At 71.8% G+C, this 15,071-nt stretch carries 12 protein-coding genes; 5 read left to right on the top strand and 7 right to left on the bottom strand.

Annotated elements, in window-relative coordinates:
* Nucleotides 1-325: 325 nt before the first annotated feature.
* Together dnaG and rpoD are read left to right on the top strand one after the other, a co-directional pair.
* Entirely contained in the window at nucleotides 326-3,124 is a 2,799-nt protein-coding gene (dnaG, locus tag ACWCSD_RS16750; protein ID WP_449915824.1) for a DNA primase, read from the top strand.
* A gap of 355 nt (nucleotides 3,125-3,479) precedes the next feature.
* Complete coding sequence (gene rpoD / locus ACWCSD_RS16745; RefSeq protein WP_241563834.1) at nucleotides 3,480-4,583, top strand: RNA polymerase sigma factor RpoD; 1,104 nt, start codon at nucleotides 3,480-3,482, stop codon at nucleotides 4,581-4,583.
* Between the two features lie 63 nt (nucleotides 4,584-4,646).
* On the opposite strand, the gene ACWCSD_RS16740 is transcribed toward rpoD, so the two are convergent.
* The 7 genes from ACWCSD_RS16740 to ACWCSD_RS16710 are packed head-to-tail and all read right to left on the bottom strand — an operon-like array spanning nucleotide 4,647 to nucleotide 12,937.
* Nucleotides 4,647-5,453 (bottom strand): transporter substrate-binding domain-containing protein, encoded by an 807-nt coding sequence (locus ACWCSD_RS16740; protein WP_449915818.1) that lies wholly within the window; start codon nucleotides 5,451-5,453, stop codon nucleotides 4,647-4,649.
* Nucleotides 5,450-6,832 (bottom strand): hypothetical protein, encoded by a 1,383-nt coding sequence (locus ACWCSD_RS16735; protein ID WP_449915816.1) that lies wholly within the window; start codon nucleotides 6,830-6,832, stop codon nucleotides 5,450-5,452. The genes ACWCSD_RS16740 and ACWCSD_RS16735 overlap by 4 nt, the downstream gene beginning before the upstream one ends.
* Entirely contained in the window at nucleotides 6,829-7,464 is a 636-nt protein-coding gene (locus ACWCSD_RS16730) for an FHA domain-containing protein (RefSeq protein ID WP_387672638.1), read from the bottom strand. Before ACWCSD_RS16730 ends, ACWCSD_RS16735 begins: the two co-directional genes overlap by 4 nt.
* On the bottom strand, nucleotides 7,464-8,750 hold the full coding sequence (locus ACWCSD_RS16725; protein ID WP_397160569.1) for a vWA domain-containing protein: 1,287 nt from the start codon (nucleotides 8,748-8,750) through the stop codon (nucleotides 7,464-7,466). The genes ACWCSD_RS16730 and ACWCSD_RS16725 overlap by 1 nt, the downstream gene beginning before the upstream one ends.
* Nucleotides 8,743-9,594 carry a PP2C family serine/threonine-protein phosphatase gene (locus ACWCSD_RS16720; RefSeq protein WP_397160568.1) on the bottom strand — a complete coding sequence of 284 codons (852 nt, stop codon included), beginning with the start codon at nucleotides 9,592-9,594 and terminating at the stop codon, nucleotides 8,743-8,745. The genes ACWCSD_RS16725 and ACWCSD_RS16720 overlap by 8 nt, the downstream gene beginning before the upstream one ends.
* Entirely contained in the window at nucleotides 9,591-11,774 is a 2,184-nt protein-coding gene (locus ACWCSD_RS16715; RefSeq protein ID WP_397160566.1) for a serine/threonine-protein kinase, read from the bottom strand. The genes ACWCSD_RS16720 and ACWCSD_RS16715 overlap by 4 nt, the downstream gene beginning before the upstream one ends.
* Nucleotides 11,771-12,937: a hypothetical protein gene (locus ACWCSD_RS16710; protein ID WP_449915812.1), complete on the bottom strand. Its 1,167-nt coding sequence runs from the start codon at nucleotides 12,935-12,937 to the stop codon at nucleotides 11,771-11,773. The genes ACWCSD_RS16715 and ACWCSD_RS16710 overlap by 4 nt, the downstream gene beginning before the upstream one ends.
* Before the next feature lie 176 nt (nucleotides 12,938-13,113).
* On the opposite strand from ACWCSD_RS16710, the gene ACWCSD_RS16705 reads away from it, so the two are divergent.
* The 3 genes from ACWCSD_RS16705 to ACWCSD_RS16695 are packed head-to-tail and all read left to right on the top strand — an operon-like array spanning nucleotide 13,114 to nucleotide 15,049.
* Entirely contained in the window at nucleotides 13,114-13,272 is a 159-nt protein-coding gene (locus tag ACWCSD_RS16705; RefSeq protein ID WP_352318900.1) for a hypothetical protein, read from the top strand.
* Nucleotides 13,273-13,304: 32 nt separating this feature from the next.
* On the top strand, nucleotides 13,305-14,579 hold the full coding sequence (locus ACWCSD_RS16700) for an amylo-alpha-1,6-glucosidase (RefSeq protein WP_387672653.1): 1,275 nt from the start codon (nucleotides 13,305-13,307) through the stop codon (nucleotides 14,577-14,579).
* Nucleotides 14,576-15,049: a hypothetical protein gene (locus tag ACWCSD_RS16695; protein ID WP_387672656.1), complete on the top strand. Its 474-nt coding sequence runs from the start codon at nucleotides 14,576-14,578 to the stop codon at nucleotides 15,047-15,049. Before ACWCSD_RS16700 ends, ACWCSD_RS16695 begins: the two co-directional genes overlap by 4 nt.
* The last annotated feature ends 22 nt before the right edge of the window (nucleotides 15,050-15,071 follow it).

Genomic DNA, 15,071 nt, shown 5'->3' with positions numbered 1-15,071 from the left:
GCCGTGGAGGGCGACTGGGCGCTGACGCCCGCCACCCCGGTCGCCTGGGCGCAGGCGCCGGTGAGCAGTACGGCGCCGGCCACAACGGCCCACCGTACGATATGCCCGGAATGCATAGTCTTCCTCACCCGTGTCACCGTTTCCACCGACAACCCTCACCTTTGTAGCCGACCACGGGACTCCGCATCACCAGTTTCCCGCTTTAGCAACCCAGAGGTGACGCGCGTCTTCCCCGGCCGTCGACAGCCCGTGCCACGCCGTTCACCGGCCGCGGCACACCCCGCGCGGGGCGGAACCGTCGGTCGGGCGGAATAGACTCACCGGCGTGGCTGGCCGGATCCGTGATGTCGACATCGCGCTCGTACGCGAGCGTTCCCCCATCGCCGACGTGATCGGCGAGCACATCCAGTTGCGCAACGCCGGAGGGGGCAACCTCAAGGGCCTGTGCCCCTTCCACGACGAGAAGAGCCCGTCGTTCAACGTCACCCCCGAGCGCGGAATGTACTTCTGCCTCGCCGCGGAGACGCGGGTCATGACGTGGGAGGGCGTGCGCCCCATCGCCGAACTCGCGGGCGGCGTGCATCGGGTGCTGGCCGCCGACGGCACCTGGGTCGACGCGCCGTTCAGGTCGTTCGGCGTGCAATCGCTGATGAAGATCGTGGTGACCCGCAACGGGCAGCGCAAGGAGATCTTCGCGACCCCCGAGCACCGCTGGTTCGTACGATCCGGGCGGCGCCGCGACAAGCGCGCCGAGGTCATCACCAAAGACCTGACGCAGGGTCACCGCCTGGCCTCGGTGTTCCCCGGGTCGCGCATCAAGCGCACCACCCCGTCCCCGTTCGGCGTGGCCCACGGCATCACCTTCGGCGACGGCACCCGCGCGGGCTCGGGCAGCAGGGCCACGCTCGACAGCGTCAAGGACGCCCAGCTGCTCAAGTGGTTCCCGCTCAGCTTCGTGACGGAGGGCCGGGGCGGGAAGTCGGGCAGGAGCCAGCTCCTGGTCCACCACCTGCCACGGTTCTTCAAGGAGCTGCCCGCGCTCGACGAGTCCGTCTCCTATCTCTACGGCTGGCTCGCGGGCTACCTCGCCGCCGACGGGCACGTCGCCAAAGACGGCACGATCATGCTCAACTGCGCCGACCGGGAGACGCTGGAATACGTCCGGACGGTCTGCACACGGCTTGGCATAGGCACGTACGGCGTCACGGAGCAGGTCCGTGTGGGCTTCCCCGGCCGCGAGCCGAGTTCGATCTTCCGCGTCCACTTCGTCAACGACGACCTGACCGAAGACTTCTTCCTCATCGACGAGCATCGGCTGCGGTTCTCCGGCGCCTCAAAGGCGTTCGCCCGGCGCGGCTGGGTGGTCCAGTCGATCGAGGAGACCGACCGGGTCGAGGAGGTCTTCTGCGCCACGGTCGAGCACGGGCACGCCTTCGTCCTGGAGGACAACCTCCTCACCGGCAACTGCTTCGGTTGCGGGGAAGGCGGCGACGTGATCACGTTCGTCGAGAAGATCGAGCATCTGCCGTTCGGTGAGGCGGTCGAGCGGCTGGCCCAGCGGGCCGGCATCCAGCTCCAGTACGAGCAGGGCGGCTACGTCCCCAAGCGCGACCACGGCGAGCGGGCCCGGCTGATCGAGGCCCACCGGGTGGCCGCCGAGTTCTACGCCGAGAAGCTGTTCGGGCCCGACGCGGCCCCGGGGCGGCGGTTCCTGTCCGAGCGGGGGTTCGAGCGCGCCGACGCCGAGACGTTCGGCGTCGGTTACGCGCCGGCCGAGTGGGAGGCGCTGGCGCGCCATCTGATGGGGCGCGGGTTCACCGCCGACGAGCTGGTCAAGGGCGGCCTGGCCAAGGAGGGCAGGCGGGGGCCGATCGACCGGTTCAGGGGGCGGCTGATCTGGCCGATCAGGGACGCCACGGGTGACGTGATCGGATTCGGCGCACGCAAGTTGCTCGATTCCGACGATGGCCCGAAATATCTGAATACGCCTGACTCGCCGCTTTACAAGAAGAGCCAGGTCCTTTATGGCATTGATCTCGCCAAACGAGAGATCAGCAAGCGCGCCCAGGCGGTGATCGTCGAGGGATACACCGACGTGATGGCCTGCCATCTGGCCGGAGTTCCGACCGCGGTGGCCACCTGCGGCACGTCGTTCGGCGAGGAGCACATCAAGATCCTGCGCCGGTTCCTGCTCGACCAGGCCGAGTTCCGCGGCGAGGTGATCTTCACCTTCGACGGCGACGCGGCCGGCCAGAAGGCGGCGCTGCGGGCCTTCGCCGACGAGCAGAAGTTCGTCACGCAGACCTACGTCGCGGTGCAGAGCGACGGCCTCGACCCGTGCGACCTGCGGATCAAGCAGGGCGACGCGGCGGTGCGCGACCTCATCGCGAGCCGCGAGCCGCTGTTCCAGTTCGCCATCAGGAGCACCATCTCCCGCTACGACCTGCGCAGCAACGAGGGCAAGATCGCCGCCCTCGACGCGGCGGCGCCCATCGTGGCCGGGATCAAGGACGTCGGCCTGCGCAAGCGCTACGCCATCGACCTCGACCGCTGGCTCGGGTTCATGGACGAGCGCTTCGTCATGCAGCGCATCGGCGAGGTGGCCAACACCCAGCAGGGCCGCCCCCAGCGCGCCCCCAAGGCGGCCCCGGTCGATCCGAGCGTGCGGGTGGAGGGCGAGCTGCTCAAGCTGGCCGTCCAGCGGCCGGCGCTGCTCGGGCCGCGCTTCGACGCCCTCGACCCGCAGGCGTTCACCGCGCCCGACCACGTCGCGCTGCACAAGGTCATACAGGCCGCCGGAGGCGCCGGCTCGGCCGGTCACGGCGGCCGCGAGTGGGTCGACCGGCTGCTGGAGCACGCTCACGACGAGGGCACCAGGGCGCTGGTGACGCGGTTCGCGGTGGAGCCCGTCCAGGCCGACGCGCACGCCGAGGAGCGTTACGCGGGGGCCATGCTGGCGGCCATCGAGGCGATCGCGGTCGACCGGGCCATCGCCCAGGCCAAGTCCCGTATGCAGCGCCTCAATCCGGTGGAGGAGCAGCAGGAGTACAACAAGCTGTTCGGCGAGCTGGTGGCGTTGGAGCAGCAGCGCCGGGTGCTGCGCGAGCGCGCCGCGGGAAGCTGACCGCCGGGGCGTTTTGATAACAGTTCGGCAGCGGGGACGGGCGGTGAACCGGGTGGTTCGCGGGGAATCCCGGCCGGTCCGCGCTGCCGTAATGGGGCATCTCCGGCGTCTTCCGGGCAGCGAAAGAGATACGTCCGGCCGGCGGACGTCGCCGGACGTGGGATTCCAGACCGCGTAATTGACTTTTCTTTCCTGATCAAACTCGGGCCAAACCTTTACTCGATCTCAATTCGGTAATGCTGATCGTCTTACCTTCCGCAACAAAAATGGGTCTGCCATTTGATGGAACCAATACTGCAGACTGTCTCCCGTGGGTGCATCGGTGCTGCCAAGCGGGCCGCCATCGGTAGATCAGGTGGCGGACCTCGTCGCGAAGGGAAGGGAGCGCGGAAGCGTAACCGTCGATGACGTCGCCGCCGCGCTTGACCGATCCGAGCTGCCGTCCGACGCGCTGGAACGCGTCGTGCGGATGCTCGCAGAGAACGGCGTGGAGGTCCTCGAGCCCCAGGGCGACGAGGAGTCCACCCGCGCCGATGAGGAGGACGTAGGCAAGCGGGCGCCGACCAGCGATCTCGTCCGTATCTATCTGCGGGAGATCGGCCGCGTCCCCCTGCTGACCGCCGAGGAGGAGGTGGAGCTCGCCAAGTCGATCGAAGCCGGCCTGTTCGCCGAGGACAAGCTGGCCAACGGGGTCTCGCGTCTGGCCTTCCCGGAGTTCAGGGAGCTCGTCTGGCAGGGCACCAGGGCCAAGCAGCGGCTGATCGAGGCCAACCTCAGGCTCGTGGTGTCGATCGCCAAGCGGTACGTGGGCCGCGGCATGCTGTTCCTCGACCTGATCCAGGAAGGCAACCTCGGGCTCATCCGGGCGGTCGAGAAGTTCGACTACACGAAGGGCTACAAGTTCTCCACCTACGCCACCTGGTGGATCAGGCAGGCGATCACCCGGGCGATCGCCGACCAGGCGCGCACCATCCGCATTCCGGTGCACATGGTGGAGACCATCAACAAGCTCGTCAGAGTGCAGCGTCAGCTCCACCAGGACCTCGGCCGCGAGCCCATCCCCGAGGAGATCGCCAAGGAGATGGACCTCCCGGTCGACCGCGTGGTGGAGATCCAGCGCATCGCCCAGGAGCCGGTGTCCCTGCAGTCGCCGATCGGCGAGGAGGACTCCGACCTCGGTGACTTCATCGAGGACGCCGACGCCGTCGTGCCCATGGAGGCCGCCGCCTTCATCATGCTGCAGGACCAGCTCGACGACATCCTGGCCACGCTGTCCGACCGCGAGCAGCGCATCATCCAGCTCCGCTTCGGCCTGGCCGACGGGCATCCGCGCACGCTGGAGGAGGTGGGCAGGGAGTTCGGCGTGACGCGCGAGCGCATCCGGCAGATCGAGTCGAAGACCCTGGCCAAGCTCCGCCACCCGACGCGCGCGCAGATGCTCAGGGACTACCTGGACTGACCCTTCGACCCCGCGACGGGCCCGGCGAGTGCGCCGGGCCCGTCCGCATGCCGGGCGGCGGGCTCAGGAGCAGCCCTCGAACTGCGGCACGGCGATGTTGGTCAGGTTCAGGCCCGCCTTGCCGAACCACTTGTGCAGCAGCTTGCCCGCGGTCCCGTCCTGGTACATGTCGGTGATCGCCCGGTTCACCGCCTCGCAGCCCGGCACGTCGTCCTTGTGCAGGCCCACCCCGCTGCGCTGCTCGTTGAACTGGGCGTTGGCCAGCCGCAGCCCCGACCCGTCCTGGTTGGCCAGGCCGGCCAGGATCACGTCGTTGGTGGTGACCGCGTCCACCTGCCGGTTCTTCAGCGCGCTCAGGCACGACGCGTAGTCCTTGAACGGCACCAGCTTGGCCGCCACGCTGCGTTCCTGCACGACCCGCTCGGCGGCGTTCGAGCCCTCCACCGCGCAGATCCGGCGGCCCTTCAGCTGCCGGACGTTGTCCACCTTGTCGTCCGGCCGCGTCAGGATGTCCTGGTAGGAGATGTGGTACGGCCCCGCGAACAGCACCTTCGCCTTGCGGTCCATGCTGATCGTGTACGTCGCCACCACCATGTCGGCCCGCCCCTGGACCAGCACCTTGTCCCGGTCGCCTGCCAGCACGGGGATCAGCTTGAAGTCCTTGCCCAGCCGCTTGGCCACGTACCGCGCGACGTCGACGTCGAAGCCCTCGAAGGTGCCGTCCGGCTTGCGGAAGCCCACCGACGGCAGGTCGGGGCGGACGGCGATGACGATGGAGTCCTTGTCGAGGATCGACTCCCGGCCGCCGGTCCCGCAGGCCGCGGCGGCCACCGCGGTCAGGGCCAGGGCCGCTACCAGTGCCCGCTTCAACGGTACTCCTTGAGTCTCGGCCACACCCCGGCGATCATCAGCAGCCCGATCCCGGCGATCGCGAACGGCAGCAGCCGCCACAGGTTGTCCAGCGCGTTCTCGCCGGCGTCGATGGCCTGGTCGAAGGTGCGCTCGTGCCGTTCGGCCAGGGCCACCAGGGCCTGGTCGTAGGCGTCGAACGCGGCGGTGACCGGCCCGAGCTTGGCGGTCACGGCCTCGGCGGTCCTGCCGTCCAGCGCCAGCGCCCGGAAGGAGGTGTCGGCCTGCTGGAAGGCCCGGTACGCGTCCAGCACCCGCGTGCCCTCCGGACCGGTCAGCTCGGGCCCCAGCATGCCGCGGGCCGCCCCGGCGTCGGCGGCCACCTTCGCGTGGTACTGGGTGAGGTTGCCCGACTCGAAGTAGACGACCGTCTGCGACTTGTCCAGGAACGTGTGCTCGTAGGTGTCGGCGCGGTCCTTGTCGAGCAGGTACCGGCTCTGGTCGCCCTGCATGCTGTTGCTGATCGCGCGGGCCTTGGCCAGCGTCAGGACCGAGTCGAAGCCCTGTGTCTTGGCCATGCGCAGGTCCGTCTGGTCCTGGCCGAGCACGTTCACGCCGAGGATCAGCGAGACCACGGTGGCCAGCGTGGCGACCAGCAGCGCCGGGCCGAACACCCGGCGGAACCGCCGGGCCAGGAAGATCTGGAGCCAGATCAGGCAGCCCAGCGCGAGCAGCCCGGCCAGCAGCACCGCGGAGCGCAGCAGCGGGACCATGGCGTTCTTGTCGTCGTAGGTGCGGCGGACGATCGTGCCGCTCTCCAGGGTCAGGTTGTAGGCCTGCGGCAGCAGCACCAGCCGCATCAGGTCGGTGGCCTGCCGGTAGGTGCCCACGACCGTGTCCGGCGGCGCGCCGGGCGCGTGCCGGGACTGCTCGTTCAGCAGCAGCGCCTGCCCGGCGAGCCGTTCGTAGCGGCCGAGGCCGTCGAGCACCGACTGCACGGTCCGCCGCTCGGCGGCGTTGTCGCCGGCCAGCTCGAACGCCTTCAGCAGCGCCTGGTTGGCCTCCGTGCGCCGCCGCTCGTACCGGTCGACGGCCTGGCGGCGCTGCTGGCCGTACTGGTCGCCCATGACCAGCGCGTTGGCGACCTGGGCGTCCATGTCGCTGAGCGCCAGGTAGAGCCCGGCGGTGGCGACGACCTGCGGCCCGGCGTCGCGGCCGATGACCTGCAGCCCGTCGCCGGCGGTCAGGCTGCCCACCCCGAGCGCCGCGAACAGCAGCGCGAGCGCCGCCACGGTGACGCCGGAGATGACGCGGATGCGGCCGGGCACGCTGCGGCGCGGCAGGGGGGCCGGGGCGCCCGCCGGGACCACGGCGCCCGGGTTGTTCTGCACCAGGGTCACGGTGTGCCCTCCCTGATGGTGATGACGGTCCAGGCGCCCAGGTGGATCCGGTCGCCCGGACCGACCCGGACGGGCGTGTTGATCTCCACGGTCCTGCCGTTGACCTGGGTGCCGTTGGCCGAGCCCGGGTCCACCAGCGTCCAGGTGCCGTCGGGCTGGGCCAGCAGCACGGCGTGCAGGTGCGACACGCCCGGGTCCTCGGGCGGGCCGGTCAGGTCGATCTCCGGCGCCAGGTTCCTGGCCTTGCTGCGCCGTCCGATGCGCACCTGCTCGCCGACCAGCCCGAACGAGCGCTCGGGACAGTACGGCGGGAAGGCCATGCGCGCCGCGTCGGGACCGCCCTCGGCGACCACCTTCTCGTAGTAGGTGCGGTCGGCGGCGGCGACCGCCTCCCACCGCGCCCCTCGCACCGGGAGCGGGACGCCGCCCCCGCCGCCGGTGAAGTCGTGGCCGCACACCTCGCAGAACTGCCCGGCGCGCGGCGTCTGGCAGACCGGGCAGGCGTCGTCACCCCCGCCGGCGGCCGCCGCCGGCTGGGGCTGGGACGCGGCGGGCGTCCCGGCCATCTGCGCGCCGCAGACGTCGCAGTAGTCGTCGGAGCCGGAGGCGTGCCCCTGGGGACAGGTCGCCATCAGCCCTCGCCCTTACGCAGCCGGCTGGTGCGGACGGAACCGGTGTCCAGCTCGATCTCGTCGGCCTTGTCCACGTTCCTGCGCAACCGTGCCGTGCCGGTCGCGGGATCGACCTCCACGACCTTCTCCAGCAGCCGGGCGGTGTCCTCGCGGCCCGACGCCGCGGCCAGCTCCCTGGCCTTGGCCAGGCGCGCGGTGGCGGCCTCCACGTCCCCGGCGGCGCGGGCGCTGAGGCCGTCCTGGATGAGCTCGTGCAGCTCGGCCTGGCCGGTGTAGTGGGCGACCTTCCGGTTGATCTGGGTGGACTGCGCCAGGTCGTCGGTCCACTGGGCCAGCACGTTGCCGCTGGCCACGACGTCCTGGGTGTCGGGGCGCACCAGCTTCACCCAGCCCGCCCTGATCTCCTGGCCGATCTGGCCCGGCGGCACCTCGACGCACAGGTGGTACTCGCGTTCCTCCTGGCCCCACGAGCCGGTCGGGTAGTCGCCGGTCAGCGGGTTGACGTCGGTGCGCTTGCCGGTCAGGTCGAGCAGCGTGGGAGAGACCTGCTTGACGAACTTCAGCTTGGCGGTCTGCGGCACCCACACCCGCAGCGACAGGTCCGCCACGGTCTTGCTCATCGACGTCTGCGTCACCCGGCGGAAGAACTCGGCCAGATCGCTCTGGTTCCGTACGAACTCGAACGAGCCGAGCATCGCCTCGGCGACCTTCCGCAGCTCGGCGGGCACCCAGTCGTCGCCCACGCCCAGGCTGTCGCAGACGAACTTGCCGCTCCACCCCTGCAGCACGGCCCCGAACACCTCGGGGCGCTCGTTGTTCTGCCCGTCGGTCATCAGCAGCGCGTGCCTGATCGCGTTCGGGTACCCGCTCAGCAGGTGCCCGGCCAGCTTCAGCCACTCGCCGATGGCCGTGCCGCCGTGCGCGAGCAGCCTGCTGATCGCCCGCTCGGCCTCGGCGCGGGTGGCGGGCGTGGCCCTGACCAGGTTGGCGTTGCCGCCGGGGTAGACGACCTTGGCCCGCTCGGTCCCGGCGATCACCGCGAAGTGCACGCCGTCGCGCAGCGCGTGCACGGCCGCCGCCGCGGCCTGCCGGGCCTCGCGGATCTTGCCGCCGCTCATCGAGCCGGAGGTGTCGACGATGATGACCTCGGCCGCCTCGGTGGGCGCGGCCTGGGCGAAGCCGCCGCCGGAGGAGGCCACGGTGAGGATCGCGTGCACCTCCCGGGCGTCGGTGGACAGGTACTTGTTCTGGTCGATGTTCAGCGTGAACGTGGGCTGGTCACCCATGCGTTTCTCCTAGGGGGATGAGAACGATCGTCACGTTGTCCTGGCCGCCGGAGGCCAGTGCGTGGCGCAGCATCTCGCGGGCCATGTCGAGAGGGGTTCCCGTCTGCGGGAACCGGTAGCCGTCCAGGTAGCGCCACAGCCCGTCGCTGCACACCAGCAGCAGGCCGGGCGCCCCCGGGGCGAGCGTGCGCACATGCAGCGACACCTCGCCGGAATCCGCGCCGAGCCACGCGGTGATCTCGCCGGTCGGGACCACGTCGTCCTCGGTCAGCAGGACGCCCTGCCCGGGGGCCTCGCCGGGCAGCCAGTACGCCCGCGTGTCGCCCGCCCAGCTCAGCGTGATCCCGCCGGGGCCGGCGACCGCGGCGACGTAGGTGCAGGCGGGGGCGTCGTCCACGGAGGTCGCCAGGGCGGTCACCGCCTTCCCGGCCAGCTCGAACGCCTCCTGCGCAGAGGCCCCCCTGGCCAGGGCGGCGCCCGCGGTCTCCACCGCCGCGGCCGAGGCCTGGTCGGCCCGCGGCGAGCTGCCCACGCCGTCGCACACGACCGTGATCACGGCGTCGCCGGTGGTCAGCAGGGCCATGGCGTCCTCGTTGCGGGCGCGCCGCAGGCCCTTGTCGGTCACGGCGGCGGCCCCGCCGTCCAGGACGGTCTCGGCGTGGTCGCGGCCGGTGGGCTGGCGGGCGCCGCAACGTTCGCAGTAGCCCTCCGCGTCCACCGCGGCCGCGCCGCAGGAGGTGCAGACCGGCGCGCCGAGCGCGTGCCCGCACCGCTCGCAGTAGACGTCCCCCTGGACGACGGGGGACGCGCACATCGGGCAGTTCTGGGGGGTGGGTCCGGTCACAGCCACGTCCTCGGTCGTACGGCGTTCGCCTCGTCGATGAGCGCGTGGCGTTCATGGCGGGAGCCGGCCGCCACCGCGAGCTTCCGGTAGATCGACTCCAGCCGCCTGCGCAGCCCCGGTTCGGTGAAGTCGGCCTCGGCCAGCTTCGTCCCGGGCGGCGCGGGGTTGTTGTCCAGCCAGGCCAGCGCGCAGCGCAGCAGCTCGGCGGTGAGCAGGTCGCGGCGGCGCGGGTCGAGGTCGGCCAGGTTGGCCAGCCGTCCGGCCGCGCCGACCAGGTCGGGGGCGGACACCGTGCTCAGGTCGGCCCGGCGGAACACCGAGGCGGCCAGCGCCACCTGCGCCGCCACCCGGTAGCTGGAGGTGGGCGGCACCTCGTCCAGCACGTTGACGCGGCCCGTCCTGGCCAGCCCGAACGCGGCGCTGACGTAGGAGTGGTCGGTCCGCCAGACGGCGTTGTACCAGTGGGCCGACTGCCTGCCGGCGCACTCCAGCGCGAACGCCAGCGCCAGCTTGGGCGCGAGCTCGCCGGGCAGCGCCGACACGCAGGCGTCGAACATCGTCACCGCGGTGTCCGTCTGGCGCGTGGCCAGTGCGAGCACGCCGCGGTACCAGGTCGTCCGCCAGTCGCCGGGGAGCTGCTGTTCCAGCTCCGACAGCGCCACCGGGGTCTCGGCGGCGCCCGCCTCGGCCAGCAGCCTGGCGCGCATGAGCCGGGTCTCGGGCGTCGGCGGCATGGCCGAGAGCTGGTCGAACAGCTCCTTGCCGTCGAACCCGAGCAGGCCCGCCAGCGCGCCCGCCGCCGGGTCGAGCGGATCGACGTGCGGCACCGGCAGCTCGACCGCGACCGCGGCCGGGTCGAGCGGCCCGAACACCTCCTGGCGGGAGTCCGACAGCGCCGTCCACACGGCCGAGCGCTCGGGCCCGAACAGGGTCGAGGGCGCCGGGAACGGCACGCCCTCCTCGGCCGCGCTGATCTCCCGCAGCACCCCGACGAGCTGCTCCTCCATCTCCCACGCGCTCTGGAACCGGTCGGCGGGGTTGGGCGCGGTGGCCTTGCGCAGCAGCCGCGCGAACGACTCGTGCCCGCAGTCCTGCGGCAGCGGGCTGGCCACGCCGCCCTTGGCCGGGCTCCAGGACGGGATCGTCAGCACCGCCAGGGTCCTGGCCACCGTGTAGAGGTCGGAGGCCACGGACGAGGGATGGGTGTCCAGCTCGGGCGCGTGGTAGCCGACCGTCGCCCAGGACGTGCCGGGCGGCGAGCCGACCGGCTGGACGGCGCCCAGGTCGATCAGCTTGAGCCGCCGGCCGACCCGGATCACGTTGGCCGGCTTGAGGTCGCAGTAGACCAGGCCGTTCTCGTGCAGGTAGCCGAACGCGTGCAGGATCTCGCGGCCGTAGATCAGCGCCTCGCGCAGCGGCAGCGGGCCCTGGCGGCGCAGCTCGTGCAGGGACTGGCCGCCGACGTACTCCATGACGATGTAGCCGAGGCCGCCGGAGAGCTGGAAGTTGAGGATCTTGACGATGTTCGGGTGGTCGACCGTGGTGAGGAACTTGCGCTCGGCCTCGGCCGCCGCCAGCGCCTCGGCGTCGTTGGTGTTGAGCAGGCCCTTGAGCACGACCCAGCGGCCGTCCAGGGCCTCGTCGGCGGCCAGGTAGATCCAGCCGAGGCCGCCGTGCGCCAGGCAGCCGAGCACCCGGTACTGCCCGGCCACCATGTCGTCCTTGGCCAGCTTCGGGGTGAAGGAGTACGGCGTGCGGCAGTGCGGGCAGAACCCCTCCGTCAGCCCCGGACGGCCCTGCCGGGACCGGCCCACCGGCTCGCCACAGGCCGGGTTGGCGCAGAACCGCTTCTCCTCCGGCACCTGCGGATCGGCCATCACGGCCGTCGCCGGATCCCGGTACGGCACGGACGGCAGGTCGGCGATGCCGCCCAGCACCCCGGCCCGCGACCTGCCGCTGCTGCTCACCGGCGAGGTCAGCGACCGGCTCACCGGCTGGGTGTTCACCGGCCCCGAGAGCGGCCCCGAGAGCGGCCCGGAAGGCGTCCCCGAGGCCGGGGCCGACGCCTGCCGGGGGACGGACACCGCCGCCGGGGGCGGCGCGGCCGCCGCGTTGCCGCACAGGTCGCAGTAGCCGTCCTCGATGGTGCCGGTGCAGCCCGGCTGCGCGCAGCGGGTCATGGCTTACCTCCGTGTATCGCGCGCTGGTAGGTGTCGACCGCGGCCGCCGCCTCGGTCAGGTCGCAGGGAGCGCTCCACAGCAGGGATCGTGCCCGCTCGAAGCACGTGGTGGCGTCGGGGTCCTCGGCCATGCCCTTGCGCACCGCCATGGCCTGGCAGGCGCCGAGCCGGCCGCGTAACTCGTCGCGCCTGCCGACCAGGCCGTACAGGGCCTTGGCGGTGGCCCGCGCCCGGTCGGCGGCCTTCTCCGCCTCGCTCTCCACGCTCGCCAGCCGCCTGGCCCGCACCACCCAGGTGTCGGCCGAGGCGTCGAGCGCGGCCAGCTCGCCGGTCAGCTCCTCGACCCGGCTGCGCGGGCGGGCCTGCGGCGGCAGGGCGATCTTGACCACGACCGCGCCGTGGGCCAGCCTGGCCTCGCTCTCGGCCGCGCGTACCCGGTCGAGGGCGGCCACCAGGTCCTCGCGGCGCCTGGCGTACTCGCGTTTGACCACGATCGCCTGGTCGATCTCCGCGCGGGCCTCGGCCAGCACGCGGGCGACCCCGCCGAGGTCGGGGCCGACGCCCGCGCCGAGCGGGTCGGCGAGCAGGGCCGCGCGCATCCGCCGCAGCTCCGACTCCTGCGCCTCCAGGCCGGCGCTCTCGCCCAGCTCCCGCTCCAGGTCGCGGATCTCGCGCAGGACGCGGTCGGCGTCATCGAGCCGGGGCAGGACGGCGTTCCACACGGCGTCGATGTCGTTGAGCGCCGAGGTGACCTCGCGGAAGGCGCCGTCCATGCGGGCGACGGTCTCGTCGAGGGTCAGCCGCTCGTCGGCCTCGGGCAGCAGCGAGCGCTGCTCGACGGGCTTGGCCGCGGCCCGCAGCACGACGGACGTGCCCGACAGCAGCCGGGTCAGCTCGTCGAGCTGCTCGGCCCCGAGTTTCGCGCGCGCGGCCCTGACCTGCTCGGCGTCGCGCAGCACGGCCCGGTAGGCGTCGTTCAGCAGCCACAGCCGGGTCAGCGCGGCCTGGACGGCGGCCCAGCGCTGCCGCGTCACCCCGTCCAGCGTCGCGCCCTTGAGCAGCTGGTACGTGGTGTGGGATTCGAGATCGAGCAGGTCGCCGGAGATCCGGTCGCGTTCGTCGGCCCGAGCGCGCAGCGCGTACTCGGCGCCTTCCCTGCTCATGGGTGGTCCCAGACTCATCACGCTCCCCGTGAAGAGGGCCCCCGATGCCCCGTGTCCTACCGGCTCAACGGGAGTCTTGACCGGTTGGTTCCAAAGGGTAGGGGTGACCCTGACTTGTCCCTGATTCAACCCTCGGTCACCTGCAAACGGCTTAACGGATCTCCTACGGTGGAGACATGGCACGCATCCTTCTGATCATCGCCGCGATCATCGTCGCACTGCTTCTCGTCGGCCCGCTCGTGGGTTTCGTCTTCACGCTTCTCAAGTGGGCTCTCATCATCGGCGCCGTCGTCCTCGGTGTCACGTTCGTCGCGAAGTGGGCCAAGAGGCCGTAGCTTCCGCCCGCTTCCCAAGGCATAGTGAGTGAATGGAGGCGCGGCCGGCGGTTGACGATGCCGCGCTCGGGCGCGAGGCCCTGGCCGTGCTCGAGGCGAACTGGACGGGCAGCGGCACCGTGCCCGCGCCGGGTCTCTACCCGCACCAGTGGAGCTGGGACTCCGCGTTCGTCGTCATCGGCCTGGCCAGGCACCGTCCGGAGCGCGCCCGGGAGGAGCTGCTCAGCCTGCTGAGCGGCCAGTGGGCGACCGGCATGGTGCCCCACATCGTCTTCCACACCCGCGAGGCGTACTTCCCCGGGCCGTCGGTCTGGCGCTCGCAGGAGCACGCCTCCGCGCCCCGGGTCTACACCTCCGGACTCACCTCCCCGCCGCTGCAGGCGCTGGCGCTGCGGTGGCTCTACCGGCACACCGGCGACGTCGCGTTCGTCCGGCGGACGTTCCCGCTGCTCGTCGCCCAGCACCACTACCTGGCCTCGGCCCGCGACCTCGGCGGCGCCGGACTGGCGGCGATCGTCCATCCCTGGGAGTCGGGCATGGACGACAGCCCGGCCTGGGACCAGCCGCTCGCCGCGCTGCCCGCCATCGGCTACGGCTACCGCAACGTGCAGCTGGCCGACCGCCACCCCGACAGCGACCACGACCGCTACGTCTGGCTGGCCATGCGGTACCGCGACGCCGGCTACCGGCCCGAGTACCTGCGCGACGAGCACCCCTTCGCGGTCGAGGACCCGATGTTCAACGGCATCTGGCTCGCCTCCTGCCAGGCGCTGGCCGAGCTGGCGCCGGTGGCCGGGGCCGACCCCGCACCCCACGCCGAACAGGCCGAACGCATCAGGCAGGCCATGCTCGACCGCCTCTGGGACGGCTGCTTCTACCCCCTTGACCTGCGCTCCGGCCGGCTGATCAAGGTCTGCACGGTGGGCGCGTTCGGGCCGCTGCTCGATCCCGGGCTGCCCAGCGACCACCTGCACGCCTGCGTCGAGGTGCTGGAGTCGGCCCGGTTCATGGGCGCGACCGGCTACCCGGTGCCGAGCTGCGAGATCCGCGCCGCCCAGTTCGACCGCACCCGCTACTGGCGCGGGCCGTCCTGGGTGAACACCAACTGGCTGTTACGCCGGGCCGCCGCCGTCCACTCGCTCGACCAGCTCGGCCGGCAGCTCGCCAACGGCACCCTGCGGCTGGTCCGGCAGGCCGGGTTCCGCGAGTGCTTCGACCCCTTCGACGGCAGCGGGCGCGGGTGCAGGGACTTCTCCTGGAGCGCGGCGCTCACCCTCGACCTGCTCGCCGATACCGTGGAGATATGAGCATTCTTCGCCGCCTGCCCGCCGACGTGCGCCGATCCCTGGACACCCGGCCGGGGGAGCGGGTGCTGACGTTCACCGAGACCGCCGACGGTCACCTGGTGGCCACCAACCTCGCCCTGTTCCTGTCGGACGGGACGCGGGTGCCGTACGAGGAGATCGACAAGGCGTCCTGGGACGACGAGGGGCTGCGGGTCGTCACCACCGGCGGCGTCCGTCACTTCGAGCGCGTCGCCGAACCGCGGATGGTGCCCGAGACCGTGCGCGAGCGGGTGAACTCCACCATCGTGGTCAACAAGCGCGTCAGCCTGCCGGGGCGCGGCGGCGTCCGGCTGGTGGCCAGGCGTCCGCCGGGCGGCGAGGTGCTGGGCTGGACGCTCGTCTTCGACGACGGGCTCGATCCGACGGACCCGGGCCTGCGCGCGCAGGCCGAACAGGCTCTGGAAGGCGTCCGGCGCAGCATGGGCGTGTGAGGCATCACACGTCCGTGCCGCG

The organism is Nonomuraea sp. NPDC001684, from assembly GCF_053596515.1.
This window is presented reverse-complemented; position numbering and strand designations above follow the sequence as displayed.

Excerpts from the sequence above, each read along its gene's own strand:
- ACWCSD_RS16725 (WP_397160569.1), bottom strand. The coding sequence starts at position 8,750 with ATGGGTGACCAGCCCACGTTCACGCTGAACATCGACCAGAACAAGTAC.
- ACWCSD_RS16705 (WP_352318900.1), top strand. The coding sequence starts at position 13,114 with ATGGCACGCATCCTTCTGATCATCGCCGCGATCATCGTCGCACTGCTT.
- ACWCSD_RS16710 (WP_449915812.1), bottom strand. The coding sequence starts at position 12,937 with ATGAGCAGGGAAGGCGCCGAGTACGCGCTGCGCGCTCGGGCCGACGAA.
- ACWCSD_RS16730 (WP_387672638.1), bottom strand. The coding sequence starts at position 7,464 with ATGGCGACCTGTCCCCAGGGGCACGCCTCCGGCTCCGACGACTACTGC.
- ACWCSD_RS16700 (WP_387672653.1), top strand. The coding sequence starts at position 13,305 with ATGGAGGCGCGGCCGGCGGTTGACGATGCCGCGCTCGGGCGCGAGGCC.
- ACWCSD_RS16695 (WP_387672656.1), top strand. The coding sequence starts at position 14,576 with ATGAGCATTCTTCGCCGCCTGCCCGCCGACGTGCGCCGATCCCTGGAC.
- ACWCSD_RS16715 (WP_397160566.1), bottom strand. The coding sequence starts at position 11,774 with ATGACCCGCTGCGCGCAGCCGGGCTGCACCGGCACCATCGAGGACGGC.